The sequence below is a fragment of the Nostoc sp. ChiQUE02 genome (genome assembly GCF_034531305.2).
GTDB lineage: Bacteria > Cyanobacteriota > Cyanobacteriia > Cyanobacteriales > Nostocaceae > Nostoc.
In genome coordinates this window covers 175,801-201,485 of sequence record NZ_JAVRBN020000009.1, presented here as the reverse complement: position 1 = coordinate 201,485, position 25,685 = coordinate 175,801, and the positions used below count along the sequence as shown (strand labels likewise).

Sequence of the window (25,685 nt, the reverse complement as noted above, 5' to 3'; positions counted from 1 at the left end):
CCAGTAGTTATTCTCCTTGTCCCCTCTGCTCCCCCTATCTCTTAGACCTCTTTTGGAGGTTGCCAAACAGATGCGCGGATGATAGCCGACAAAAGTAATAAGTTGTAGATAGCCCATGCGCCATTAAGCAGGTGAACTTCAGGATAATTCAAATGACCGATCGCAAAGCGGTAAAGGCTCCATAATATCCCTAGTATGGTAAGGATAAAAACAACTAATTGTGGCCAAACGAGCCTGAGATAAATCCCAGATTGCCGTTGTTTAGGTGTTACTTGGAAATTAAGTTTTTTTCCGGTGAATACACTGCATACAGCTTGGATCAGCAGGGGGAATAAGGCGATCGCATATTGTTCGGAGCGCCAAACTTCACTAGCTGGAATGCCCCAAGTGGCTGCTAGGAAAGTTAGACGGTTGATAATAAAAGCTGGGAAAAAGTGTAAGGCAAAGTCAGGACCATAGGTTTTAACTGGAATAATGTCCGTAAAAAAATAGATAATTGGACAAGCAATAAAAACCAGAGTCGCAAAACCAGAGAAATAGCTATACATCGTCTTAAAATAGTGCAACCTTTGCCAAAAACTTAGCCCTGGTTTTGTGAGCGGATTTTCTCTCAGTAATACTTGGATAGTTCCTTGTGCCCAGCGTAGCCGTTGTTTAAGAGTTGAACTCAGGTCATCTGGTGCTAAACCTTCTGCTAAAAGTTCATGGTGATAAATAGATTTCCAGCCGGCACCATGCAAACGCATAGCTGTATTCATATCTTCTGTAATGCTGTTGCTCGATACACCACCAATTAATTGAAATTCATCTAAACGTTTCTCATCTTTAGCAAACTCATCAGCAAAATATTGTAGTCCAACACTAATCAGTGCTTCCCGCCTCAAGATTGCATTTGTACCTGTATAAAAGGCGGCATTCATGCCATCTTTGCCTTGTTGAAGTGGCCCATAAAACAAATTTGCTCGATGTCCAAAGGGATCGCCCGGAGGAATATTGTAAAAATCCTGGCGGGTCTGAACAAAAGCAATTTGATTCTGGTCGTATTTCCCTGTGAAAAGATTATAGGTGTAGAAATAAGGCAGAACTCGCTTGATAAATTGCGGCTTTGGAATATGGTCAGCATCTAGGGTAAGAATAAACTGTCCTGAAGTTTCTCCAGAAAAAAGCGCGTAATTGAGGTTACCCGCTTTAGCGTGGTGGGGTACACCAGCAGGCTTGGGACGAGCAATGTAGCGAAAACGAGCGAGTTCAACTAGTTCTAGTTCTTTTTTGCGAATGGCTTCTTCTAAAGCTTTACGTTCGGTAGTTAGACGTTCGCTTATACTTTGATGCTGTGGAGGTAACCAAAGAATCAACTGTCGCAGACTTTGGACAAATCCCTTAGTAGACTCGCTAACCCCTGATTCTGATGATGCTTGCAGCCATTGTTCAGCGACTTGAGTATTAGGTGTGAGATTTTCCAGTTGCTTCAAGCGCTCCAACAAACTAGAGTGTTCTGCATCAATTCGATTCGCTTCTTGCTGTAGTAGTGGTGATTGCAAATCCTCAATACACAATCTTTCTGTCATCGCTCGCATATCAGCCGAGTTGCCATCATCCAGCACATAAACTCGTAATTTTGTTGCTGGGTAATCCATTGCCAGAGCAGCTTTTGCAGTTTCTTCTACAATTTCCGGCGGCTCGTTATAGCAGGTTACAAACACATCTACTGTTGGCCAGTCAGCTCTAGGTATAGCTGGGGTCATCTGGTCGAGAGACTTAATCTGTCTGACTAAAGGCCGCCACAACCCAATCACAAACATGACGCCGCCGAAATAGCTATAAATCTCTGCTATCAGCAAAGGAATCGAGATCCAGAGCGCATCAAAATTGATGGAATGGGTGACGCGCCATTGCAAATACCAGATACCAAAAATTAAATTTATTTCTGCCAGGTAGCGAAATAACAGTGTTCTTTTTTTGAGTAATGAACGGCTGTTGCCGGAAAAGTTTGAGGAATTATCAATAAGAGAAACTGAAGTCATGTTAGTACCAGTAATTAAAAATTGATGATTAAAAATTAAAAATTGAATTGCTTTAAGTTTTAATTTTTAATTTCCGAAGGATCGAGCACTAGTGGATGTCTGCCTCTAGCTTGGTAAAGCAGACTTTCTAAAACGATCGCATTCGTATTAATGTCAACTGAAGCATTAACACCTAGTTTAGAATTTTCATATCTTCCTGAAAGATAGCCGCGATTTTTATCGGATAAATTTTGAGCAAAGTCTCGCAATCTTTTACTGTAAGGGTCATCTGGCATGAGAGCAAACCAAGAAAATGCTGCTTTCGTACTGACAAACCGTAATTGGGGATAGGCTTTTCCATTCGTGTTCACGGCTTGCCAAGATTGACCATTGGAGTAGACGCTGTAATACAGAAAGTAAGGCGGACGATCTAAGGAATCTTCATTTACAGCAGTTAAAATACCAGTGCGTTTAAACCGTTGTTGTTGCACTTTGAAAAGATTTTGCACTTGAGGTTTAACAGCATCATTCCAACCAATTTCTAAACCCCAGAGTAAATAAGGATCGTTCGTTAGGTAGTTAGTAGCTCCAGAGTTTTTGAAATTACGCTCATCGATTTGTAGTTTAATTCCATCAATTTCAACCGTTTTTATTGGTGGATTGGAAAGAGCTTTTGAAGCTTGAATGTTCCACAGCTTTAAGCTGTGAGCAGCATATTGCTCGTAGCCTAATCGCCCTTCCTGCACTTCGAGAAGTTTGCCTGCTCTGGGGATAGCACCATTTAACCATCCATCTTTGACTAGTTTCGATGTATGCCAACGAGCGACGATGCGATTAATGCGTGAAGCGAAGCTGTCGCCCTTAGGCGAATCGCTATATTCTGGATAATGCGATCGCATAACATGCAATCCTAATAAAAATCGCGCCATATCCAAAGCTGACCAACCACTTGTACCCTTGGGATCGGGTGTGTCATTGAGTTGGCGCATCTGGGCAGTACGGGTGCTATAAGCTTTGTTGGGCAAACCAGTTGCAGGTAGCGGCAGTTTTTCCAACGTTTGTAGCAATGTGTTCATCCGCTTTTGGAAAACATCTTGCGGCAATAACCCTAACTGGTAAGCCGCATGAATTCCCAATAAGGCGCTACCCTGATCCCACCAAGTTGTCCAGGGCAAGTTGTCTACCGAATTTACTAAACCTGTTTGAGGATTCCAGTTACGCTCAAAATACTTCCAAGCCCGCTCGGCGGCAATTTGATCCGCTTCTTGAGTCAATCGTGGTAAAGAAGTTGTTGGCGAAGGAATAGCAGGTTTTTCTGGTGTAACTGTTGGTTTTGGTTTTAGCGGTAGTGGCGTGACTATAGGAGCAGTAAGTTCTGGAACGGTTTGTAGTGGTGGTATTTGGATATCAGGGTTAAAGTTATCAGGGGCAGCAATGATCGTAGATGGGGTAGGAGAGCATTGCCACGTCGCAGTACTCGGACAAAGCAGGGGTTGTTGATTTGTCGTTGCGTACAAAACTGATTGCAAAATCATGCTTTTGATGCCGCTTGTTGCCATTTATATTTTCTTTGCCAACTCAGCAGGCGATAAATAGCCGAAAGCCGGATTATTTACCGCGTCTTTATAACCAGCAGATTTGCCGCTATTACTATTAATTGCCCAATCACATTCCTTATTAATATTGAAGTAAAGGATGCCTCTTACCCCCAACCCAGCTAACTGAGCGTAAGAGTCTCGTAACCATTGGTCTTTGGCACTGTTTTGTAAACCATTTTGCGTATTACTCGTACTAGCTGTTTGAGCAATGAAAATCGGCTTACTGCCAGCCATAACCTTCATCCGCTTCATATATGGTTCAAAAACTTCTTTTGGGCTATTCCAGTGTTTCCAAGAAGAATTACTACAATATCCCCAGTTGTAGGAACTAAAAGCAACGACATCTACCGACTTGTCCCCAGGATAGTAGTTTTCAAAGCGATGTTCATTGTTTTCACTCCAACCATTAGGTGCAAATACCCAACGTATTGCCTGTGAAGATACACCAGCCTCTTTAAATATCTTTTGGATACGTTGATAAGCTAACTTAAAGTTCTGCGGGTCTTTGCTGTATGCTTCTCCAGGAATGTTCATCTCTTGCAACGGAGCGATAAACGCAATACGTCCCTCGCCTCGTTTTGCCCAGTCAGAGTATGCTTTTGCCACTTTTTGCAGAAAACTATCTACATCTCCCTTAGCAATCTGCGCTGCTGAACGAGTCGATTTGAGATTGATAAAGCCTGTGTATCCATTCTGCTTGAGTTTTTCTAGGGAAACTGGGATGTTATAGGCAGGATTCGAGTCTTCGATATCAAAGAAAAATCCAGCAATAGAATGGCGTTTACCAATCCATTGATCGACTTGACGCAATTGGTTGTCAATTGTACTTTGATTTCCGATGTAATCTGGGGCATACAATCCCAGCAGTACAGGAGTATTGGAAGCTGTTTGGTTGCGAATTTGGTTTAATTTAGGGTTTTCGAGTCGCCTTGAGGCATCTGCGATCGCCACTAAATTTTTACTCGCAAAGATGCTTCCTAGTAAAATTAGCATCATCAGCGCCAGTCGTACCTTGTTCATAGATTTAAAGGAATAAACAGGGATTTTGAATCGAGATGTCTGTTGCTCGTACAAGCTACGAACTGCATCATGTACAAGTATTCCCAAATACAACTGATTATTAACAAACATGCCTTTGTAATTACAGGGAGTTGCATTTTAATCTAGGTCTAGGTAGTACTATTTCGCAAAATACCCGTCAAAAAGCAGAGTCAAAAAGTTTTCTGACTTTTAACTCTGCCGATTCGCTTACTTTGTTGTAGGTGGAGCTACTTCAGGAGTATTCAGTTCCAGTATGGTCAGGGATTCTTACTTTGTAACTTTTGTATCCGTTACTAACTTAGTATTTTCACTACCTGAAAACCAGTAACTTCCAGAACTATCAGAAATTAACTTAGTTCGTTGTATTGCAGTGTTGGGTAGACCTCGCCCAGAATTTCCTTTAGTAACTTCTTCCCACCAAGGAGATTTCATACTGGTAGTGGGACGAATTAAAGGTTGTCGATTCATTACCTTGTACAGCAAGGATTGCAAAATCATACTGTTGGTACTGCTGGTGAAACCAACTGCCGTTTTACCCGTGGCTTCATAAAAGCCCTCATAAAATCCAGCTAATGGGTTATATAAGTCAGTCGTTCCTTGCAATAACTGTTGACTATACTTGTTTTCTGGAAGCAGAGCATGATACGCAAAAGCGACTGCTGTACTTACCAATCGCCCCTTTGGTACAGGTTGACCATCGTCTCCTAAAGCCACCCAAGGATCGCCCTGTCCAGTAATTGAACTGTGAACAGTGTAAGGTTTACGATCGATCAAAGTAGTAGCTGAGGCTGTGAGAGTGCCGGTGCGACGGTAACGTTCAGCTTGCGCCTGAAAAATTGGCTCAAAAAGCGATCGCATTTTTGGATCTAGTCCAAACTCCAGTGCATAGAGTAAGAAAGGATTGCTAACTGTGTATTGGTTAACTTTAGAGTTAGTATCCGTGCGACGGCGTTGGATTGGTACTTTCACTCCCTCTACTGAGGCAGTTTGATATTCACCGCCAACAGCAGAAGCATCAACATTAAATCCCCATAATTGGAAAGCACGAGCGGCATATTCTTCATAACCCAAGCGGGTTTCGGGGTTGACGCGAGTAAGCGATCGCCCATCTTGCTCTTTGGTGAGAGTGGCACTGGAAAGAATACCTTCGCGCACCACACGCAAGTATGACCAATCCAGCACAATTTTATCTACGGCAGTTGTGTATTCTGGATGACAAGTTTTTAAGTTGTAAAGTGCTGCCAGCATTCTACCTAAATCTAAAGCTGACCAGCCGTTTCCTTCTGGAATCGGATTTCCACCATAATCTACTGATTGCAATGTTCTGGTATCATAACCCCGGCTTGGTAATTCTCCGGCAAACAACGGTAACTTTGTCAAGGCTGCTAAAAGATGTCGGGTGCGCTGGTCAAATTCTTTGGGGGTAATTATATCGAGCGATCGCGCTGCATGGAGGGCTGCGAGATAATCTCCTAATCCCCAGAGGGTTGCGCCTTTGAAATCACTGCGATCGTCTATCAGTCCACTCTTGGAGTGATAATTGGCTTGAAAGTATCGCCAAGCCGCTTCTGCATAACGCCGTTCAATAACCGTCAGTGGTCGATCTAGTTTGAGGTTAGATGATGACTGGGGACTATCCACTGGTGGAATAGGTGCAACCGCCACTTCTGTTGGTTTAGAAGTATCCGCAGGGGTTGCGATCGGAGTCGTAGCAGTAGAATTTGCTTGATTTGCGATCGGAGTCGTAACAGTAGAATTCGGTTCATTTGAGGGGGTTGCAGGAGAAGTGTCTCCACTGGGCTTGCCAGTAGATACACTCACAGAACCAGAAGCAATTAAAGGCTGATTTCCCTTAGCTTTGTAGTATAAAATCTCCAAAATCAGCCCATTAGTATTACCTGTCAAAGCTTTATTGGGTTGCTTTGATTCTTCATAGATCCCTGCATAGTAACCACTATCATCAGGGCTGCGGAGATCCTTGACTGCATCAAAAACTTTTTGAGCATAGGCATTATCTGGAAAAAGATAGCGCCAGCCAAAAGCAGCTTTTGTGCTGATGCTGCGAAACTGTGGATAAGGTTGATTGGCATCCGTGATTGTTGCCCAGCTTGCACCGTTGGCGTAGACGGTGTTGTAAAGAAAATAAGGGGCTTGGTCAATATTGTCTTCTGTGACGGCAGTTAACTGACCTGTGGTATCGTAACGCCGTTTTTGCACATCTAAAACCCTGGCAGCAAAATCAGCTAACTCACCTTGCAAGCCAAATTCAATCCCATCAAGGATATAAGACTCACTAACAACATAATTATTAGCGTTGGTGCTTTGAAAGTCACGGGTATCAACGGGAATTTGCACACCATTAATTTCGACTAACTTAAACGGCTCAAAAGCAATAGCTTTGGGTGCAGAGAAACCCCAAAGTTGATAACCCCTCGCGCCGTATTCTTCGTAGCCTAGTCGTCCTTCTTGCACCAGTAACGTTTTATTGTCTGGGAGAACAGTAGCGCCAAAAAGTTGCCCATCTTTAAGCGATCGCGCAACCTGCCACTTCGCTACAATTCCTTTGAGCCAGTCATTATATTGAGGATGACAGGTGCGGATGACATCAAACGCCGCCAGGATTCGCCCAACATCCAAAGCAGACCAACCAATCCCCCGCTCAAGGGGATTGTTGCCATAATCAACCATTTGTGCATTGGCTGCGTTATAGACTTTATTGGGCAAAGCATCCTCAAATAATTTCAAGCTGCTGAGAGTCGTTAAAAATTTATTGAGGCGTGTATCAAAATCTGCTTGGTCAGTGAGATTCAACCAGCGTGCAGCATTCAATGCCATCAAGTAATTACCCATATCCCAAAGCGTACCAGAAGGATAACCCCCAGTAGAATTGGTAAATCCTGTTGCTGGCTGATAGTTTTTGACAAAATACTGCCAAGCAGCACGAGCATAAGTTTGTTCTTCAGGTGTGAGCGGGGCTGTAATATTGCTACAGCTATTAGAATTTTCGGATAAGACTGGTGTCGGGATGTAAAATAACAATTGCAGAAATGTCCCAACTAGGAACAATGCAATCCATCTCAACAGCTTTTGTTGATGGTGCTTATATATCATATTGCAAAAAAGGAGTTAGGAACGTCACAGCCCGTCTGTACAGTTATATTTCATAAATTGAGTTTTATCAGGTCTATTCTTTTCGTAATGGCTTTATCAATTCAGTCGAGTAGTGCCAGGGGACAAGATCAAATCGCGCACCCATAATAGATTTTTTATTAGTCAAGCGGACTACGAACACCTCGATCATCACGGTTTAGAATCTAAATTTTCTTAGTACTGTACGAATAATGTTTAACGTAATTACATCCGGAACCTCTTCTATCAACTTCTTCGGGCGTTTTTGCATAGTTTGACATTTAGAAAAAGCCTATATAATATCTGACTACAGGATAATAGTCGTAAAAATTCTGGATATCAGGGTGAATTATACGGAAATTTTCTATATTGTTTCCTTAAACGGAGTCTGTATACGGAAAAAGTTTGTATGTTGCTCAAAAATAGATGTTATGGAGAAAGTTTCTGTATATTGATGAAAAATTGCGTAAATAAGCGGATAGATAATAGTACGTTTCGATATTTTAAAAAACGTATATTATGAAATATGAGTTATAGATTTCATATAGCAATATATTCAGTGATTACACAATTACATATGGAAAAATCGTCAGTATAATAACTAGTGACCCTGCTTAGGCTCTGTAGGGAAATTACTAAAAGCAATTGATAATTGATGGGTACTTGTAATTAATTAGTTACAGAGGGTTTTGTAAAAAAGACCTCATTGTTGCATTAGTTTTCACGAGTAGAGTTCATTTTAAAAATTAAGACTATGGAGAATAAAGTAAATCTTCTATGAAATGGCTTCAAAAAATTTTAGATGCGGTATTCTTTTCCTCAGCAATATCATTAGGATTTGTTACAGTAATAACAAATTTTCTTACAAATTTAGCTCCATCAATTTTTCAATCGTGGCTTGATAGTGAAAATCCATCGAAGAAGAATATTCTTCTTATCATCCTTATAGGAAGTTTATTGATCTCAGTTATTCTTTCAATTCTTCTCAAGATGCAAGAAGATCGAAAGAGTTCTGCAAATCAAAGTACTAGTCAGCAAAATTTACTAATAGATTTATTAATATCTTTTGCAAAACGATTTGGAATAGCAGTTATTATTCTTGTCGTTCTGATTTCTTTACTTTTTGCTAGGAATCTGTTCTCACAATTAACTTTTACATCACGACCATCAATTGAGCAGACCCTACAGCATACAGGTTCCCAAATTCCTAAACAACCATCATCTGTTCAACCTACTCTACATCAAACATCTTCACCTGTTGTGAAATCTTCAGTTTCACAGCGACGCTCAACATCTTCTAGTGTTGGTAAAAAAAACTCATCAGTTCGGATTACTGTTGTTAATATAACTGTTATTTTATTTCTCCTATTGCTTGCCTTATTTGCATTTAGGATGACTCCTAACGAGTTAGAAAATTTGAACATCTATCGTTCTGATCCTATAGCTTACTTTCTAATTCAAAAGCTTTATCTCTCTCCCTTGAGCTTTAGCTTATTATCAATTTTAATTACTACTGGGTTATTATTACTGACCGCATGGTTAAGCGATACAATGTGGTCTAAGATTGGTCAGGTAGGATTACTTCAAGACTGGATTCCCTGGGTTCTAGCAATACTTATAAATCCAGTAATCTTAGCATATTACTTATGGAGTTTTAAGGCAATCAATAATATAATTAATTACCTTGAAGCTTCTGATATAGTGGAAATTGATACAGAGAATGAGCAAATCGCTGCAACTGTGTATCGTCGAAGATGGCGCAATTTATTATCACTTAGTAGTGCTGTCAGTATCAGTATTTTTGTCTCTGCCACTCTGCCTCTATTTAAGAATAGTTGGATAGGTTCAGGGCTTCTACCAAATTTGAGCATTACAGTTCTTACTTGGATATTTGCCTACATGGTTACCATGCTAGTGTCCAATTTTATTGCTAATATACAGATTCTTAATTTTATTCTCAAGGATAAGCAATTTAATATTAATCTTCTTCATCCCGATCGATGTGGCGGTCTCAGATATCTCAGTGATTACTCGCTTAAAACTGCCTATTTCATGGCTGCTTTAGGAATCTGGATTGGCATTGTTGCTTATCAGGTTATTACACAGGGAATTGGACAAAATTATTGGTTTATTTCCTTCATCTTCCTGCTATATCTCTTACTGTCAACTTCATGCTTTTTTTGTCCGTTATTAGCTGCTCATAGGGGTATGGAGAGAGCTAAGAATGAGCTTTTATCCAAGATTGCTCGCCAATTCCAGCAAGATTATTTCCAAACTCAAAGCAGTTTGAATGTAGATGCAGCGACTTTGAGGAGGAAAACCGAAAAAATTCGAGAATTGCGTGAATTCTACACCATAACTAATGAATTCCCAAACTGGCCTTTCGATATTGCAACCTTTCGCCTCTATCTTCTGACTGTGCCGGCTCCACTCCTCGTTCCCCTAATTGGTTTACTTCAAAAAAATCTAGAAACTTTGCTTAAGCAATAAAAGATTGGTTTTATTCTACCAACCTGACTTGAAAGTGCTGTTAGTGGTAGCGGGGCGTTTAGCCCGTGCTGAGTAAAAAATACTATTCCCTAATTCCTAGTCCCTTGTACGTTCCTACAGCTGATTCATTCGTTGCCAAGATTTTTGGCAATGCATCACTTGTTATACCAGCTTTTTCGCCACTGCTGCATTTGCTTAATCTCTGTATTTTGTGCGTTGATAATTTCTTGGGCTAATTGCTTGATTTCAGGGCGCTTAGACTTACTCAAGACATCTTTTGCCATTGTTACAGCCCCTTGATGGTGAGGAGTCATCGCATTGATAAAACGCAGATCAAATTCAGCATCAGCTGCACCTAAATCTTGACTCATCATCATGGCTTTCATTTGGTCAGACGACATCTCCATCATGTGACCCATTTGACTGTTATAAGCCATTGGTTTATCTCCCGCGTTGGGATACCAAGCTTGTCGCCACTGCTTCATCTGAGTAATTTCTTGGTTTTGCGATTTGATGATATCGTCTGCTAGTTTTTTGATTTCAGGACGTTTTGATTTCTGCTGCGCTTCTTTAGCCATTTCCACAGCCCCTTGATGGTGCGGTATCATCGCGTCAATAAAGCGTAAATCAAAGTTAGCATCGGCTGGGCCTAAATCCATTGCCATGCTGTGATTTGTATGATTGTCGCTAGTATTGGTAGCGGTTGCGTTTGGGGCTTGGCTTTGGTTCTGGGAAGCAGCATTGGTACAGGCTGTGATTAACCCACTGGCTGAAGCGATCGCAGTCAAGGTTAACGCCAAAAAGCCATTCCTCAAAGATAGGAGTTGCATAAATCTCACCTAACAGTTTCCTAATTCTATATTTACTTCTTAGCTTTGCAGCCAGAAATGAAATTAGGATGAAATCTCACTTAATTAAATAAGTCCAGTATCTTGTTGTTTATTTCTCACTCAAAATTGTGTAAGCATCATTAACTAAGTGCATTTTCTCTTGTGCTTGTTTGAGCAGTTGCGGCTGATTTACAAACAAATCTGGATGCCATTTTTTTACTAAAGTTCGATAAGCCTGCTTTACCTCAGTCTGAGAAGCATTTGTTTGCAATCCTAAAATGCCGTAGGCGCGAGTAATCTTATCTTTTTCCGTCTGGGTTTCCGGTTGGTTGGGTGCTTTATTGCTTTGAGTTGAATTTTGCTGTTTGCTAGTTTGAGAACTAGGCGATGTCTGACGACAAGCCTTAGGGCTACGCATCTCTGCTTTCATCCGCGCTATTTCCTCATTGAGTTCCCAATCACGAAATTTCGCCTCCACCTCTTCTGGACGCGGAGACGGAGAAGCTTTTGGCGGTGGTGGTGGAGAAACAGATTCTACCCTTGTGCCACTATTTTTAGCAGTCTTTTCCTGTTGTTGCTTAATAACAGGATCTTTTTCAGGGGAAAGTTTAACTCTTTCTGGTTGTGGCAAATATTTTCTATTAATATTTGTGTTTTTTGGTATTTCTTTATAAGCTTGATGATTTGAGAAGATTTTGGCTTTTTCTAGCTCTTGTAACAAATGATTAAAACCATTTTGTAACCGTTGTAGATTATCACGTTTACTACTAACTTCTACTGGCTCTTGGCTGAATTCAAAACAAATTACTTTTTCAGCTTTCCGTTCATATTCAGCTAAAATGGATAACCCTTGGCTGCTAAAACTAGATAAATAATCTTCAATTGCAGTTATACAAAGTTTAGCAACTTCCTGATGATAAGATTCCTTTGCTAGTTGTTCGTCTTGTTTTTGGATATTCTTGTTTAATAAATAAGAAATACTTCCGACGACAGCAGCACCCACCGGGCCACCTAACAACCAACCAATACCACCACCAACAGCGATGGAACCAGGTTCACTCAAATCATCATTATTGTTTGGCTTTGAAGGTAGTATTACTTGTGGTTCGCTAGGAAAGGGAATTAATAAATCTTGCGGTCGTTCTTCTTGGAAAAATTCGTAAGCTTGATAAAGCCATTTCACCACAGCTAATTGCAACTGAGTTAGGTCTTTTTTAAGACTATTTATTTGCCATGCTTTAAAGTTATTTTCTGCCAATGCTACTGCCGCATCAGCTTGATATTTTGTGAGTAACTTGGGTAATTCTAGCCAATTGCGTAATTCTCCGATGCTGGTAGTGAAACCTTTATAAATTAAGTTAGCTGCTTTTTGTTTTATTTCAATTTTGCTATTTTGTTTATCATCAAAGGATTTTATTTCAATAGCAATTGGGTCAATTTTGGCTTTTAATGATAGTTGGATTTGAGAAGCGATCGCTTGTACTCTTGGCAAACGCACACTACCACGATTTGGTTGAAAAATTCCCACAATATTTTGCAAAGCTGTTTCAAAAGCTGCTAAACCGCTACTATTGGCAGCAGCAACATCGCCTTTTAATCTAGCTCTTAAGGCAGGTAAAGCATCAACGCGATATAAATTACTAAAACCTGGAGGTAATTCGGCTCGAAAGCTTTCTGCAACAAACAGCAGGCGATTTTGGACTTGTTTTTGCTCGTCGGGTTCGAGTAAGTTCAGAAAATTAGCAACAAATATAACTGTTTTAATACCGCGATCTAATAACCAATCTCGTAAGTTTTCCCGCTCACCTAAAGTCATTAACTTACGAGCATCTAATAATTGGATAACTAAATCTGCACTTAATAGTTGTTCCCTGACCAAATTATCTTGTTCATCTCTATCATTTGTTCCCGGTAAATCGAGAAATTCTACACCTGTTTCTAAGAAGGGATGCGGACAAAAAAGTTCTACAGATGCTACATCTTTTCGCATCTGCCTATTGCCATCAAGAATAGCAAATTGCTGTAAAATTTCTGTGCCACTGCGATAGACTTCTGTACTATCTGCCAACATGATGCGAGTCCGCACATCACAGCCATACTTGACAGTAATTGCCGCGCCTGTAGTGGGGATTAAATCAATTGGTAAGGTGCGATTCCCTAGCATGGCATTGAGTAAAGTAGACTTGCCATGATTAAAGGGGCCAAATACCGCAATGCGGAAGCTAGGATTAACGAGATGATTGCAGATGGTAATTATATCTTGGTGTAGTTGCGATTTGCGTTCTAAATTCAGTAATGCAGATACAGATTTGAGAGAATCTGCTAAATCCCTATAACCTTCATACTGTTGTTGCATAGTTCCTCGTTCCCAGTCTCCGTCTGGTAATGCAATTACCTCACATTCTTATAGTTATGGGAGGCGGAGCCTCCCAATAGATATTCCCAGCCTCTAGCTGAGAACGAGAGTAATGAGATTTATCAACTATAATAAGCTAATAAATTGCTATACGCCGCCTCAATTTTTTGCAACTGAGCTATTACATCTTCTTGTAAGTTTTTTAAACGGTTGAACTCACTCTCACGATTTATTTCACGGGTTTGTTTCTGCTTGACTAAATTATCTAATTCAGATTTGCGAGATACAATATCATCGTTAATCCGCTTACTCACTTCTATTTCGTAAGAGTCAAAACACTCTTTCACGGCATTGTACACAACCTGAGATTGCCCATGTGCTACTTGGGGTAGATGTTTAACTAACTCTTTCTTCGCTGTTTTAACTAACTCTTTACGGGCTTGATCTGCTTGCAAAAATCCTACTCCCAACCCTAGTAGCGCAAACCCAATTGGCCCAAGAAAAACTCCTGTCACTGCTGTAATTATCCCGCCAATCCCAATTACAGTGAAGTAGTTTAACAAGATATTTTTCCAATCAAATCCGGCTCCAGCTAGTGCGAAGCCAGCAAGATTTCCTTTAGACAGTGATAACAATCCCATTGCCCATTTTGCCCAGCCGGGAGAGTTATCTTCTTCAGCAGTAGTAGTGGTATGTACCTTTACGTCTTGTCCGGTGAGCTTTTCTGTAATTTGGTCTGTGATTTGATTGTAAGAGGCACCATATTGTGCAGCACTGCGAGAAAGTTCTTTAAAAGCTGCGTTAATATCTTTTTCAGCAGTTAATGTCCAAGCAGCAGATTTGTCAGTGATATATTGCTCAAAGGCTTTTTGCAGTGCGGTGTTAAATGCTTCTCGTTTACCACTACTGAGAAAATCAAACAAATTTAATTCCGGCTGATAGCGCAAGAAATCGGTTTCAAAGGTATTACCTAAATTTAAAACGTAACTGCGGAAAGATTCAGAAATCGTTCTTGCTTGAGTATCTCTTGTATTGATAATTTCTTTTTGGAATTCATCTCGGATACCTGTGAGTTTGTTAAACTCAGGTTCCACTGAATCAATCCGTTTTTTTAATTCGTTTACATCTTGGTCAAGCAATGGTATACGTCTTGCAACTGCTTCGCGGGTATGATTGCAGGCAAGTCTTGCTAAGGTTCTGACTTGACGAAGTTCTGCGATCGCACGTTCTCTGGTAAGAAAAGTATTAAGCGCTTCCATAAACTTCGGAAAGCCAGTCCCATCTAAATCAGCTTGCGGATTTTTCAACCGTCGTCTGAGTGCTTGAATTGACGAAAGCTCAAACACTCTTTCGTCATAAATATTCTGACCTTCTACAGTACAATATTCTGCTAAATTCGCGTTAAATACTTGCCGTAATCTATTCTCAGATGCTTGTAATTCTTCAACATCATCAGGATCAATCAATGATTCCCGCACTTGATCCCAAGCATTAACTAAGAAGAAAACTGTCAATCCTCGACCTTTGATATAATTTTCTAGGTAGCGACGCTCACCCAAGGTACAAGGTTGAGAAGCTCTCATGACAAACAAAATTGCATGGCAATTATTTACATAACCTAAAGATAATTCGTTTCGCGCTTCTGTATCATTCAATCCTGGGCTATCGACAATTTCAATTCCCTTTTGTAGTAACGTTAAGGGATACTCAACTACTGCATAATCAACATCAGGAAAGGCTTGTTTTTTCTCCTGCTCTAGTTTTTTCGCTTCAGTCGGATCAATGGTATATTTATATTTAAAGTTCTGAAAGTCTAGCTGTTGTGGGCTTTTTCCATCATTAAAATGAATGGTAACTTTCTTTTCTGGCCCATAACGTAAAACTGTTAACACTGCTGTACAAGGGTTAACATCGCTTGGTAATAAGTTTTCACCAATTAAGGCGTTAAGAAAAGTACTTTTTCCCCGTTTCATATCGCCCAATACTAAAAGGCGAAATACACCTTGACGGAGGTTTTTACTAGCTATTGTAATATCTTCAATATCTCGCTCTAAACTGAGCTTTCCTGATGAAGAATCTCCAGCCAACTCAGCTTGATTAATTGTTTCAGCTAGTTTACTCAAACATACAGACATTTCCGATCGCACTTGAGCAACCCGCTCTAAATCTTGGATAAATCTGTCAGTTGCTACCTGATTACTCATAACAGTTACACCTTCATTAAAGATTGGTTTTTTTAGATTCCAAAAATAATTTGTAAGACATCCACCCCAGTGCACCAACAATAATAAACCCAGCCAATACTGAGGCTATTCTTACTGCAACTAGCGCTACCACACCAAGAGCAAAAAGCTTTCCACCCAGAATTAGTTTTTTCATCCAAGGTTTCTGGGTATTTTCTGGCTGATGCTTCACAGTTTGATGAAAAGCCGCATCGGTAGCATGGATGTCAGTTTCCATTTCCCGAAGCCGCAATTCAACTTCTCGTTCCCGTAATAAGCGTTCCCGGTGTTCAAGTTCTTTTTGGCGATTGCTCTCAGATGTCATCGGTGTTCATCCCGTCTAAGACAATGAAAAGATGTCAGCATTTACTCATCAATTATGCTGTATAGTAACTTACGTAAATATTTAACAACCCCAGTAAATTTACTATTATGCTTTTCATTGGCTGCTGAACTGAAGCTGGAGTTGAGTACCATAAATTTGTGGCGAAAACGAATATTACCGTCTCACCAAAAGAATGACTTGCGTGAAAATAAGAAATACAAGCCAGTCGGGTAGACAGCAAAACCTAGAGGAAATCATTATGTTTTCATCCCCTTTAGTTGTGCAAATTCCTCCCTCAATGCAAATGACAGACGAACAGTTTTTTGACTTTTGTCAGGTTAATCGTGAATTACGCATTGAACGGAATCAATTTGGAGAAATATCAATTATGCCGCCCACTGGTTCAGAGACAGGTAATCGTAACTTCAATGTTGCCTTACAGCTAGGAGTTTGGGCAGAAAAAGACGGGACAGGTGTTTGTTTTGACTCCAGTACAGGATTTAAGCTATCAACGGGTGCAGAGCGCTCACCTGATGCCTCGTGGATTAAACTGGAACGGTGGAATGCTCTTTCCCCAGAAAAACAGCAAAGATTTGCCCCCATCTGTCCAGATTTTGTACTTGAACTGCGATCGCCTTCTGATAACCTCAAACCGTTGAAGGAGAAAATGGAGGAATATATGAGGGAACCAGAAGTACAGCTAGGCTTCTTAATTGACCGCAAGCATCGCCGAGTCTATATTTATCGTCCTGGTATACCAGAGGAATGTCTGGAAAATCCCGCGACTGTTAGCGGTGAATCGGTATTACCTGGGTTTGTTTTGAATATGAGTAAAGTTTGGTAGTGTACGAATCATAGAATTTTAGGCAAATTAGGCAAATTAGATGTAAATCATGCGATCGCTATAAGCCAAAATTTTTATAGATACTCACACAGGTATAGTCAAAATGGATATTAAAAATGGCTTCGTCGGCGCTGTTGGCAATACACCCCTGATTCGCTTAAACAGCTTCAGTGAAGAAACAGGGTGTGAAATCCTCGCTAAAGCTGAATTTCTCAATCCTGGCGGTTCCGTCAAAGACCGCGCCGCACTTTACATTATCGAAGATGCAGAAAAAAAAGGTTTACTCAAACCTGGTGGTACTGTTGTAGAAGGAACTGCTGGTAATACTGGCATTGGACTGGCGCATATTTGCAACGCCAAAGGCTACAAATGCCTAATTATTATTCCCGATACCCAATCACAAGAAAAAATAGACGCACTGATCGCATTAGGCGCAGAAGTCCGTCGCGTTCCTGCCGTACCCTATAAAGACCCAAATAACTATGTCAAGCTATCTGGCAGAGTCGCTGCTGAGTTGGAAAATGCTATTTGGGCGAATCAGTTTGATAACCTAGCCAACCGCCACGCCCACTACGAAACCACAGGGCCCGAAATTTGGAAACAGACAGATGGTAAAATAAATGCATGGACAGCCGCAACTGGTACTGGTGGTACTTATGCTGGTGTGGCGTTGTACTTAAAGGAACAAAATCCAGCAATCAAATGCGTTGTTGCCGATCCACTGGGTAGCGCACTTTATAGCTATGTCAAAACTGGCGAAATCAATATAGAAGGAAATTCCATCACCGAAGGCATCGGGAATGGTCGTGTCACAGCCAATATGGAAGGCGCACCTGCTGATGATGCCATCCAAATCGATGACCAAGAAGCTTTACGGGTAGTTTACCAACTGCTGAGGAAAGATGGTCTGTTAATGGGTGGTTCAACAGGTATTAATGTTGGTGCAGCTGTTGCCCTAGCCAAGCAGTTGGGCCCAGGACATACCATTGTCACCATCTTGTGTGATAGTGGTTCCCGGTATCAGTCGCGGATATTTAACCCGGAATGGCTAGCCTCAAAAGGACTTTCAATAGATTAGTCATTAGTCATTAGTCATTAGTTATTAGTCCTTAGCTTGGGATTTTTGACAAATGACAAACAGAGAAGTCTGTAGACGCTTCTGTAACTTCTGGCGAACAGAACTTCTCTTAAGGGAGACGCTGCGCGGACGGGGACAAATTCCAAAGAACAAATGACATCGGACAAAGGACAAATGTCAAACATAACTCAACCATCAAACTTGCCGATCGTAGACCAACCCTCTTCTGGCAGATGTGTGCGGGTTTGTCAAAATCGGACTTGTAAAAAGCAAGGTGCAGTCAAGGTTTTAGCAGCTTTTGCAGCTTTGCCAATCCCTGGTGTAACGATAACAGCTAGCAGTTGTTTGGGACAATGTGGTAATGGGCCGATGGTGCTGGTATTGCCCGATATGGTCTGGTATAGCGGCGTTCAACCCGATGAAGTATCTCTACTGGTAGAAAATCATTTGCTAGGTGGTCAAAGAGTTAAACAGATGCTCTATTATCGGTTTCATCCCCAGAAATAAAGCTAAATTTTCAATATCAGGGTCTGCAATCTTGTTGACTGAAGTGAGGCATCCAATGAATATCCAGCAGCTGCGTCAATCCTTAAAACAAAAGTGGCTGATTTACTACGATCAAAATATTACCTGGCTGGTCAAAATGCGAATTTGGGGCACTTACGATGGTCTGCGGCGTCCTTTGTCTGGTTTTATTTTGGCAACACTCTCTGTTTTAGAACCCCAGTTTGATGAAATACTTGCTTTTATGCTGGATCTAAATAACGATCCAGATAAAATAGTTGCCGCTTTAGGTCTTAACTTCAATCCTGATGAAGAGTTACGTTTAATAAAATCAGCCCATTCTATGGCTATAAGCCAAGTTGAGAGTGAGTCGCCAGATGAGAAGCATTCTGAGGATAAACATCTGTCATCGGTTGTAACTGCCAGCAAGATTGTGTCTCAATCTCTTACCAAGACTCTAGATTCAAACTTGCCACGCGCCGATCAACTTGTGCCATCATTTACGGCTACCACAGAGGTAGATCGCACCCGTAAACCTGAGTTAGTAGTTGCATCTACTACTAAAATTGCTCCAGATACTCCGGTGAAAACGCCATCATCGGGTTTCTTGAACGAATATCAATCAGTACGTAGCGACTTTGCAGCTTCTCGTCAGACATCGCCCCTTGAACGTTTTCCTTCAGGAACATCGCTGACAATGACTGCTGAAGCCAACAGCAAAGCCAAAACTATGCCATCTGTGGCGTTAGCTAGCGAGGTTAAAAGCAACGCGCCATCTGTTCGAATACCTGTAGGCGCATTGCTGGCAATTACTACTGAGATTAACAGTAATGGTAAACCAGTGCGATCGCTAGCAATTACTACTGAGGTTAAAAGTAACGGCAAGCAACCGAATATTCAACCACAAAATGTTAAAAACAAAGTGAATTTACCAACCACTAATGCCCGTAGTTTAGCTTCTTGGGTAGATGAATTTTGTTACGGCGCTAGGAATAAAGAAGAAGATATTTTGACTTGAATTACTTATGGGTACTCGTGAGAAACAAAGGGGATTTCTATGACTTCACCCTCAGTTTCTCCCACTTTGACTTTTAAGCCTACGCCACCAGCTTTGGTGCGAATGTAACCTAGTCCAAAATAACCATCAGCCGTTTCTGTGTAACTGGTAAGTTTGCCAACCTTTTCATCTCCCACTGCGATCGCACTTCCAACTGACGCAGGGGCACTGAGGCGGATACCCAAAAGGTGTTGTTTTACACCTTTGTATGTATTTAACCGGGCGATAGTTTCTTGGCCAATATAGCAACCTTTAGTAAAAGAAATTGTTTGCCACAAACCAACTTCCAGAGGATTGTAATCATCTGTGAGTTCAGCATCTGGGGCGGGGCGACCTTGTAAGATTCGCAATGCATCCCAAGCGCGATCGCTCATCTCTACCGCCCCAGCTTCTAACAATTTGTTCCACACCGTTGCTTTGTCAGTATAGGGGAAAGTGAAGGTGTATCCGGGTGCAGCTAACCCGCTACCCACAGCAATTCGCACGCCCTCAGCCGGAGCAATGGTGTATACTTTATGACTACTGTAAGGTTGGCCGATGAGTTCGCCAATACCCAACTTTTCTAAAACAGCGTCGCTTTCTGGGCCAATGAGGCTGAAGGTGTTGGTGTATTCTGTAATATCAGATAATTCCACCTTGTCAGCAAAGAAAATATATTTATCCAGCCATTCCATAAGAAACTGGCGGCGGTTGGGTGAAACTAGCAGGATTACCGCATCTTCTCTAACGTAGGCGGTTGCTAAATCAATTGTTCTGGCTGTGGAGGTGACAAAAACCGTATCACAACCTTGTCCTGGCTTGAGTATTTGGAAATTGTTAGTACTTTGGTTGTGTAAGAAGTTGAGGCGATCGTCGCCAGCCACTTTGATGCGTCCCCAGGCGGTGCGATCGCAGATTGCAACCCCAACTCTGGCAGCTTCGATAGCTGCTGCGTCTTTATCGTCAAGTGTAGATGTTGGCATGGTGATGAGAAGTTGCCCTGTTTCAATGTTGTCGCACTGGAAATCTTAGCAAATAAGCGTTTGCGGCTTCAATGCATCTCCGATTTTCTTCTAGCGTATAATCAAAGTGCCGAACAATAAAAACTTATGAAACAAACTTTTACTGCAAGTGTATGGCAGGAAGGTAACTGGTTTGTGGCACAGTGCTTAGAGATTGATATTGCTAGCCAGGGCGAGACTGAAACTGAGGCATTGGCTAATCTTGAGGAAGCTTTGTCACTGCATTTTGAACCACCAAAAGAGTTTGAGGTTTTGTAACGGGGGCATAGAAGTGAAAGGGGTTATGCTGAAAGCGATCGCTTACACTACGGAAAGTACCTGTAAACATCTTTCCTGTGCAATACCCTCACAAAAATCACTACACTTTCTGATACTGCAATTCCAACTCTGTAGTCTCCAATTCTGATGCGATAATAGTTACCATCTGCTTGGAGTTTTTTAATATTAGTTATATTTGCTAGATTTTCGGCGTTTTCTACTTCTTCAATAACCGCCTTAATCTTTTTAAGTAAGGCTTCGTCCCGAATATTATTTAAATCTTTCTCAAAGCTTTTTCTGAACTCTATATTCATCCTTTACTGTCCAAAATTTGAAAAATAGCTTCGCGGCTAACAGTTTCAGTCTTTTCACCTTCTTTAATAGCCCTTTCTAAGGCTATATCTTCCATAATTTCTGCGAATAAATCATAAAATACTTCTTTCTGCTCTTGAAGTACCTCAAAAATTGCTGTTTTCAACAGTTCTTTAAGTTTAATTTCATCTAAGTTTATTTCTGGCATATATGCTCCAATCGCTCCATTTTGCCTGATCCTAGCACGCGTCCTATTTCATTTTCTATATATGCAGATGAATGGAGAAGCTGCCCTTACCAACATCGCAATTTTGTTAACAAATTGCGATCGCCTTTAGTGTGACAGTGCAATTACTGAGGCAAATATTTTCATTAGTAATTTAAGCTGTACGTGCTTTAGCTAAACTTTCCCTCACATAATTAATTATGTCCTCTGAACAGTTTCAAGCAGCACACGACAGCATATACAACACTGGCACACGTCTTTTACAGTACCTGCAAGAAATTCGCCAAGGCCGCCTCAGCAAAGGAGACGATACCAAAGGTTTGCAGAGTGTTGAGGATGAGATCAACAAAGCCCTACACGCATTGAAAGAGCAAAACTATCAGGTAGCTGTGATTGCAGCAATGAAGGCTGGCAAGAGTACCTTTTTGAATGCCGTGATTGGTGCTGATGTTCTGGCAAGTGAATCAGAAGCCTGTACAGTCTGCCGTACTGATATCCGACCAATTGACGCTAGCGCTACGCCAAGACTGTTAGAGTATCGACAGGGACAAAAGAAACCTGTTGTTATTGCCGAGGGTGACTCTAGTGTGATTCGGCAAAAATTTCTAGATCACACTCACAAGCTTCGAGCTACAGCTAATCATGACAATACCACACGCTTTGAACTAGATGTTTGCTGAGGGTGCTAAAACTAACATACAAGATGAAATTGATCAGATTGCTCACTCTAGGTCTGCTAAATATCAAACAACCAAAATTCAAAATAATCCTCAAAAAATGGAAATGCAGGAATCTAATACAGATAATTTGGGAGGAATTATAGAGGATTTTACTGAAGGCATACTTGAATTTTTTCCTGGTTTAAAAGGTTTAAGTAAAATATTTAGAGTAAGCGTTAAAGTTGGAGAATCTTTATTAAATTATCTTACAAAATCTTTTCCCGAATATTTGAATAGCCAAGATTCTTATGTGGAGATAGAGCAAACCAAAATTGCCGATCCATACAAAATTAGAGTTAAGTCTAAAAAACATGCTGAAACAATTAAACTTACAATTAATCAATTTTGTGCTCCGCATATTCAGAATTTATGGTTAGAAACGCAAGATAGATTGCTTAGAGATGGAACAAGATTCCGAGAAGAATTAGTACAAATAATCCAAAATGATATTCAATCGATATCAAATGAATTATCTGATTATCTTGGACAAACTTTAGAAATTAAGCTTAATATTAATAAAATTCAATTTCCAAAATTTAAATTTAAAGGTATTGACGCAGTAATTCAACATCAACAAGATGTCATTATTGGAAACACATCAAAAAAGATAAGCGGGACTTGCTGTCGACCAGATTATTATGTTGATATTCCAATTCAAGGAAATGTTTACGACATTGACTTAAAAGAAACAGCAAGGTTAATTCAGCAAAAGATAGATGAGCAAGTTTCGAGAAACCAACACCTACTAGAGAAAGTTATTGATAAACAGGTATCGAAATATTTCAGACATGCAAAACAGCAAATTAATGAATACATGAACAAGTTTCAAGAGCAGTTTGACAACGTGTTGAGAGAACGCGAAACTAGAGAGGCCGAAAAGGAGCAAATTCTTGCAACTGTTGAAACTCAGAAAGTAAAACTTAATGAATATTTGAGCGAATTGGCTCCTATTCAAGCATCTTTAAATAGTTGGAAGCCAGTATAAACTGTCAGGTAGGCCGCTAAGACAGGCTGAAAAAGCTCATTAACCCACGCAGGTGGGTTTCGTTTGTATAGCCCCAGAATTCTATTCTGAGGGCATTTTATTTGTTACCCTTCTGGCAATTTAGCAAACGCCTCCTCAACTAACTGCTTTGCCTTAGCATCCAAACGCAGCCAATCGACTTCACCGAGTTCATCAATTAAACTAGTATCAATATCAGCACCTTCCTTCTCTGGGCTGTATTCAATAAAACACACTTCGTAACACAGTTCCCACAAATCGATACTCGCTTCTTGCTGTTGACGCTGCAAACGTAGATGATATCCTGGATGGGGCATCGGCAGACGAGCCAGAGTTTCTCTGATTTCATCTGCTTCTTGAGGTGTTACAGTTTCCATTGCTTGCAACAGCTCAGTCACCAATGCTTTGATTTCATCAGTGGTGCTAGGCGGCCAAATCAGGACATCGTGGTAAGTTCCCGTCCAGGAAGATTCATCAAGCTGCTTGCGGATATTGTCGATAACGCGAATGAAAGCAGGTTGCATGAGGATTTCAGCCTGCTGCCATGCAACTGAGTTTGTTATTTTAGGTGGCATTGGTAGTAAACAGGGGCACTAAAAGAAAAATAAACAGTCTGCGTATATTAAAAAGCTGCGTTTTTAATCTAAATCTTTTCTCAAGATAGCGGATTTCATTGAAGAAAATTTGGAGATATTTATTACCAGCTGGAAAATTAGGTAATAACTCTGGGGAGTGAACATGATAGGCAAGCTACTAGACCATCGTTACCAAGTAATTCGAGTCCTCGCGATGGGAGGATTTGGTCAAACATACATTGCCCAAGATACTAGACGGCCTGGCAATCCCATCTGCGTTGTCAAGCACCTCAAACCCGGAACTGACCCCAGAGTTTTTGATACTGCTAAACGTCTGTTCAACAGCGAAGCCGAAACCTTAGAAAAACTGGGCAACCATGACCAGATACCCAGGCTGCTAGCGTACTTTGACGAAAACCAAGAATTCTATCTAGTACAAGAATATATCGAAGGACATACCCTAGCTGAGGAACTTATACCTGGTAAGCGCTGGAGTGAAAGCCAAGTAATTCAACTATTGCAGGAAGTTCTGGAGATTCTCGAATTTGTCCATCGCCAAGGCGTGATTCACCGCGATATCAAACCGGATAATATCATCCGTCGCACCTCAGATAATAAGTTAGTTTTAGTAGACTTTGGGGCAGTGAAGCAGTTACGTACACAACTGGTAACAGTGGGTGGGCAATCCCCTGCCACGGTAGTTATTGGTACTCCTGGCTATATGCCCACTGAACAAGGGCAAGGTAAACCCCGCCCCAACAGTGATATCTATTCCCTTGGCATCATCGCTATTCAAGCATTAACAGGATTACAGGCAACAGAATTGCAAGAAGATCCAGAAACGGGCGAAATCATCTGGCAGCAATCAGTAACCGTAAACTACCGACTGGCGGCAGTGTTAACCAAAATGGTGCGTTATCACTTCAAAGACCGCTACCAAAACGCCACGGAAGCACTGCAAGCATGTAAAGACGCGATTAATCCTGTACCAGCACTTTCCACACCTCAAGAATCAGCCAAATCCCGACCTCAAGTTTCTCGGCTGCACACTGTTGCAGTAGCACCAGCAAATCCTGTCCCCGCTAAACCTGCGCGTAAAGACTCTAGTAAATCTGACCCATGGCCGATATTAATTGGCATATTATTGGCAGGTGGTGCGGCTGCTTTGGTCGCAAATGTATATCCAAATGTGAAAAATTTAGCTTTAAATCTTACAGGTAACGATACTGCCTTAGCAAATAAATGCTCGGCTGTTGTCGTCGGAAATTCTAATATCCGTTCTGAACCTAGTTCGATAAATTCTGATAATATTTTGCAAACAGTAGCTGATAACACCAGTTTTGAGGTGACTGGCAAGCGAACAAAAGGACGTTGGATAGAAGTTAAACTTAAATCTGGTCGTTTGGCTTGGGCACACTCGGATGTGATAACCAATAATCAAGAATGGGGTTCTTGCCTGCGCGAAAAAGGCATTGCAATTAAAATACTAAATGATAGTACCCTGATTGCGACTCGACCGACTCCCAAGCCAAAAGCAAAATCTAGGGATGTAGTAACTCCATTACCAGAAAAGCCAAAGGGGTCAACTTCCGAGGTTGGGAAAACAGAGCGATCGCAGCCTAATGATAACAGTGCCAATATTATAGAACAAGCAAGACAGAAGTATGAATCAGGAGATATAGTTGGAGCGATCGCACTTTTAAGATCGGTTCCAGCAAATGCTGCTTCTGGTATCCAAGAGACGGGCAAAATGATTGCCCAGTGGCAGGAAGATTGGGCTAAAGCGGAGGCGTTATCTAATGAGATCAATAAAGCAATAGATGATGGTAAATGGGATAAAGTTTTAGATTATAGAAACCATCCAGAAAAGTTGCCTAATACTCAATATTGGCGAAATAGAATAGAACCATTATTTAAACAAGCAGCCGAAAATCTAGCAAAACAAGCATTACCTAAACTAGAAAATCAAGGTAATCAAAAGAGTACCCAACAAGAACTTCCTAATACTAATCAACCTACAACTACAGAGAGTCCTAATGCTACAGAAACTCCTAAAAGCGGCTTTTAACAGTTACGAGTGTTTACTGTTTCTCTAACTTCCTGGAATTTGACGT

At 41.0% G+C, this 25,685-nt stretch carries 21 protein-coding genes; 9 read left to right on the top strand and 12 right to left on the bottom strand.

The annotated features are described in order from the left end of the window. Window positions 1-41: 41 nt before the first annotated feature. The 4 genes from RM347_RS12550 to RM347_RS12535 form a co-directional block, all read right to left on the bottom strand. Window positions 42-2,024 carry a glycosyltransferase gene (locus tag RM347_RS12550; protein ID WP_322716593.1) on the bottom strand — a complete coding sequence of 661 codons (1,983 nt, stop codon included), beginning with the start codon at window positions 2,022-2,024 and terminating at the stop codon, window positions 42-44. 59 nt (window positions 2,025-2,083) lie between these two features. Then, a complete protein-coding gene (locus RM347_RS12545; RefSeq protein ID WP_322716592.1) occupies window positions 2,084-3,562 on the bottom strand; it encodes a DUF3131 domain-containing protein in 1,479 nt (492 codons plus the stop codon). Next, entirely contained in the window at window positions 3,563-4,621 is a 1,059-nt protein-coding gene (locus tag RM347_RS12540) for a hypothetical protein (protein ID WP_428850547.1), read from the bottom strand. A 288-nt stretch (window positions 4,622-4,909) separates the two neighbouring features. Beyond that, window positions 4,910-7,753 carry a DUF3131 domain-containing protein gene (locus tag RM347_RS12535; RefSeq protein WP_322716590.1) on the bottom strand — a complete coding sequence of 948 codons (2,844 nt, stop codon included), beginning with the start codon at window positions 7,751-7,753 and terminating at the stop codon, window positions 4,910-4,912. 795 nt (window positions 7,754-8,548) lie between these two features. Here RM347_RS12535 and RM347_RS12530 point away from each other — a divergent pair. Further along, window positions 8,549-10,261 carry a hypothetical protein gene (locus RM347_RS12530; RefSeq protein WP_322716589.1) on the top strand — a complete coding sequence of 571 codons (1,713 nt, stop codon included), beginning with the start codon at window positions 8,549-8,551 and terminating at the stop codon, window positions 10,259-10,261. Between the two features lie 155 nt (window positions 10,262-10,416). On the opposite strand, the gene RM347_RS12525 is transcribed toward RM347_RS12530, so the two are convergent. The 4 genes from RM347_RS12525 to RM347_RS12510 all read right to left on the bottom strand — a co-directional run bounded on the left by RM347_RS12525 (window position 10,417) and on the right by RM347_RS12510 (window position 15,994). Next, window positions 10,417-11,091, bottom strand: a complete 675-nt coding sequence (locus RM347_RS12525; protein ID WP_322716588.1) for a DUF305 domain-containing protein — start codon at window positions 11,089-11,091, stop codon at window positions 10,417-10,419. Between the two features lie 109 nt (window positions 11,092-11,200). Next, on the bottom strand, window positions 11,201-13,447 hold the full coding sequence (locus RM347_RS12520; protein ID WP_322716587.1) for a dynamin family protein: 2,247 nt from the start codon (window positions 13,445-13,447) through the stop codon (window positions 11,201-11,203). Window positions 13,448-13,569: 122 nt separating this feature from the next. Beyond that, on the bottom strand, window positions 13,570-15,651 hold the full coding sequence (locus RM347_RS12515) for a dynamin family protein (RefSeq protein ID WP_322716586.1): 2,082 nt from the start codon (window positions 15,649-15,651) through the stop codon (window positions 13,570-13,572). Window positions 15,652-15,667: 16 nt separating this feature from the next. After that, window positions 15,668-15,994, bottom strand: a complete 327-nt coding sequence (locus RM347_RS12510) for a DUF3040 domain-containing protein (RefSeq protein ID WP_322716585.1) — start codon at window positions 15,992-15,994, stop codon at window positions 15,668-15,670. A 259-nt stretch (window positions 15,995-16,253) separates the two neighbouring features. On the opposite strand from RM347_RS12510, the gene RM347_RS12505 reads away from it, so the two are divergent. From RM347_RS12505 to RM347_RS12490, 4 genes are all read left to right on the top strand, one after another. After that, a complete protein-coding gene (locus RM347_RS12505) occupies window positions 16,254-16,838 on the top strand; it encodes a Uma2 family endonuclease (protein ID WP_322716584.1) in 585 nt (194 codons plus the stop codon). 103 nt (window positions 16,839-16,941) lie between these two features. Then, entirely contained in the window at window positions 16,942-17,916 is a 975-nt protein-coding gene (locus tag RM347_RS12500) for a cysteine synthase A (protein WP_322716583.1), read from the top strand. A gap of 174 nt (window positions 17,917-18,090) precedes the next feature. After that, entirely contained in the window at window positions 18,091-18,423 is a 333-nt protein-coding gene (locus RM347_RS12495; protein WP_322716582.1) for a (2Fe-2S) ferredoxin domain-containing protein, read from the top strand. Window positions 18,424-18,478: 55 nt separating this feature from the next. Continuing rightward, window positions 18,479-19,438 (top strand): DUF5331 domain-containing protein, encoded by a 960-nt coding sequence (locus RM347_RS12490; RefSeq protein ID WP_322716581.1) that lies wholly within the window; start codon window positions 18,479-18,481, stop codon window positions 19,436-19,438. A 5-nt stretch (window positions 19,439-19,443) separates the two neighbouring features. Here RM347_RS12490 and RM347_RS12485 read toward each other — a convergent pair whose 3' ends face one another. After that, complete coding sequence (locus RM347_RS12485) at window positions 19,444-20,439, bottom strand: YgfZ/GcvT domain-containing protein (RefSeq protein ID WP_322716580.1); 996 nt, start codon at window positions 20,437-20,439, stop codon at window positions 19,444-19,446. A 126-nt stretch (window positions 20,440-20,565) separates the two neighbouring features. Between RM347_RS12485 and RM347_RS12480 the strand changes: the two genes are divergently transcribed. After that, on the top strand, window positions 20,566-20,736 hold the full coding sequence (locus tag RM347_RS12480) for a type II toxin-antitoxin system HicB family antitoxin (protein ID WP_322716579.1): 171 nt from the start codon (window positions 20,566-20,568) through the stop codon (window positions 20,734-20,736). Window positions 20,737-20,783: 47 nt separating this feature from the next. Here the strand turns inward: RM347_RS12480 and RM347_RS12475 are convergent, their stop codons facing one another. Both RM347_RS12475 and RM347_RS12470 read right to left on the bottom strand, forming a co-directional pair. Next, a complete protein-coding gene (locus tag RM347_RS12475; RefSeq protein WP_322716578.1) occupies window positions 20,784-21,050 on the bottom strand; it encodes a type II toxin-antitoxin system RelE family toxin in 267 nt (88 codons plus the stop codon). Further along, window positions 21,047-21,256 carry a hypothetical protein gene (locus tag RM347_RS12470; protein ID WP_322716577.1) on the bottom strand — a complete coding sequence of 70 codons (210 nt, stop codon included), beginning with the start codon at window positions 21,254-21,256 and terminating at the stop codon, window positions 21,047-21,049. Before RM347_RS12470 ends, RM347_RS12475 begins: the two co-directional genes overlap by 4 nt. A gap of 218 nt (window positions 21,257-21,474) precedes the next feature. Here RM347_RS12470 and RM347_RS12465 point away from each other — a divergent pair, with 218 nt between their 5' ends. Both RM347_RS12465 and RM347_RS12460 read left to right on the top strand, forming a co-directional pair. Continuing rightward, window positions 21,475-21,954 (top strand): dynamin family protein, encoded by a 480-nt coding sequence (locus RM347_RS12465; RefSeq protein WP_322716576.1) that lies wholly within the window; start codon window positions 21,475-21,477, stop codon window positions 21,952-21,954. Continuing rightward, window positions 21,944-22,978, top strand: a complete 1,035-nt coding sequence (locus RM347_RS12460) for a hypothetical protein (RefSeq protein WP_322716575.1) — start codon at window positions 21,944-21,946, stop codon at window positions 22,976-22,978. The genes RM347_RS12465 and RM347_RS12460 overlap by 11 nt, the downstream gene beginning before the upstream one ends. Window positions 22,979-23,082: 104 nt before the next feature. Here RM347_RS12460 and RM347_RS12455 read toward each other — a convergent pair whose 3' ends face one another. Continuing rightward, on the bottom strand, window positions 23,083-23,571 hold the full coding sequence (locus tag RM347_RS12455) for a hypothetical protein (RefSeq protein WP_322716574.1): 489 nt from the start codon (window positions 23,569-23,571) through the stop codon (window positions 23,083-23,085). Window positions 23,572-23,734: 163 nt separating this feature from the next. Here RM347_RS12455 and RM347_RS12450 point away from each other — a divergent pair, with 163 nt between their 5' ends. Continuing rightward, the gene (locus RM347_RS12450; protein WP_322716573.1) at window positions 23,735-25,639 is read left to right on the top strand and encodes a serine/threonine protein kinase; all 1,905 of its coding nucleotides are present in this window, start codon (window positions 23,735-23,737) and stop codon (window positions 25,637-25,639) included. Window positions 25,640-25,685 lie beyond the last annotated feature (46 nt).

What these genes read in the sequence shown, in the direction of transcription:
- RM347_RS12485 (WP_322716580.1), bottom strand. Translation starts at nt 20,439, where the DNA reads ATGCCAACATCTACACTTGACGATAAAGACGCAGCAGCTATCGAAGCT.
- RM347_RS12475 (WP_322716578.1), bottom strand. Translation starts at nt 21,050, where the DNA reads ATGAATATAGAGTTCAGAAAAAGCTTTGAGAAAGATTTAAATAATATT.
- RM347_RS12540 (WP_428850547.1), bottom strand. Translation starts at nt 4,621, where the DNA reads ATGAACAAGGTACGACTGGCGCTGATGATGCTAATTTTACTAGGAAGC.
- RM347_RS12535 (WP_322716590.1), bottom strand. Translation starts at nt 7,753, where the DNA reads ATGATATATAAGCACCATCAACAAAAGCTGTTGAGATGGATTGCATTG.
- RM347_RS12450 (WP_322716573.1), top strand. Translation starts at nt 23,735, where the DNA reads ATGATAGGCAAGCTACTAGACCATCGTTACCAAGTAATTCGAGTCCTC.
- RM347_RS12495 (WP_322716582.1), top strand. Translation starts at nt 18,091, where the DNA reads ATGTCAAACATAACTCAACCATCAAACTTGCCGATCGTAGACCAACCC.
- RM347_RS12510 (WP_322716585.1), bottom strand. Translation starts at nt 15,994, where the DNA reads ATGACATCTGAGAGCAATCGCCAAAAAGAACTTGAACACCGGGAACGC.
- RM347_RS12470 (WP_322716577.1), bottom strand. Translation starts at nt 21,256, where the DNA reads ATGCCAGAAATAAACTTAGATGAAATTAAACTTAAAGAACTGTTGAAA.
- RM347_RS12530 (WP_322716589.1), top strand. Translation starts at nt 8,549, where the DNA reads ATGAAATGGCTTCAAAAAATTTTAGATGCGGTATTCTTTTCCTCAGCA.
- RM347_RS12525 (WP_322716588.1), bottom strand. Translation starts at nt 11,091, where the DNA reads ATGCAACTCCTATCTTTGAGGAATGGCTTTTTGGCGTTAACCTTGACT.
- RM347_RS12490 (WP_322716581.1), top strand. Translation starts at nt 18,479, where the DNA reads ATGAATATCCAGCAGCTGCGTCAATCCTTAAAACAAAAGTGGCTGATT.
- RM347_RS12505 (WP_322716584.1), top strand. Translation starts at nt 16,254, where the DNA reads ATGTTTTCATCCCCTTTAGTTGTGCAAATTCCTCCCTCAATGCAAATG.
- RM347_RS12545 (WP_322716592.1), bottom strand. Translation starts at nt 3,562, where the DNA reads ATGGCAACAAGCGGCATCAAAAGCATGATTTTGCAATCAGTTTTGTAC.
- RM347_RS12500 (WP_322716583.1), top strand. Translation starts at nt 16,942, where the DNA reads ATGGATATTAAAAATGGCTTCGTCGGCGCTGTTGGCAATACACCCCTG.
- RM347_RS12465 (WP_322716576.1), top strand. Translation starts at nt 21,475, where the DNA reads ATGTCCTCTGAACAGTTTCAAGCAGCACACGACAGCATATACAACACT.
- RM347_RS12520 (WP_322716587.1), bottom strand. Translation starts at nt 13,447, where the DNA reads ATGCAACAACAGTATGAAGGTTATAGGGATTTAGCAGATTCTCTCAAA.
- RM347_RS12480 (WP_322716579.1), top strand. Translation starts at nt 20,566, where the DNA reads ATGAAACAAACTTTTACTGCAAGTGTATGGCAGGAAGGTAACTGGTTT.
- RM347_RS12515 (WP_322716586.1), bottom strand. Translation starts at nt 15,651, where the DNA reads ATGAGTAATCAGGTAGCAACTGACAGATTTATCCAAGATTTAGAGCGG.
- RM347_RS12550 (WP_322716593.1), bottom strand. Translation starts at nt 2,024, where the DNA reads ATGACTTCAGTTTCTCTTATTGATAATTCCTCAAACTTTTCCGGCAAC.
- RM347_RS12460 (WP_322716575.1), top strand. Translation starts at nt 21,944, where the DNA reads ATGTTTGCTGAGGGTGCTAAAACTAACATACAAGATGAAATTGATCAG.
- RM347_RS12455 (WP_322716574.1), bottom strand. Translation starts at nt 23,571, where the DNA reads ATGCCACCTAAAATAACAAACTCAGTTGCATGGCAGCAGGCTGAAATC.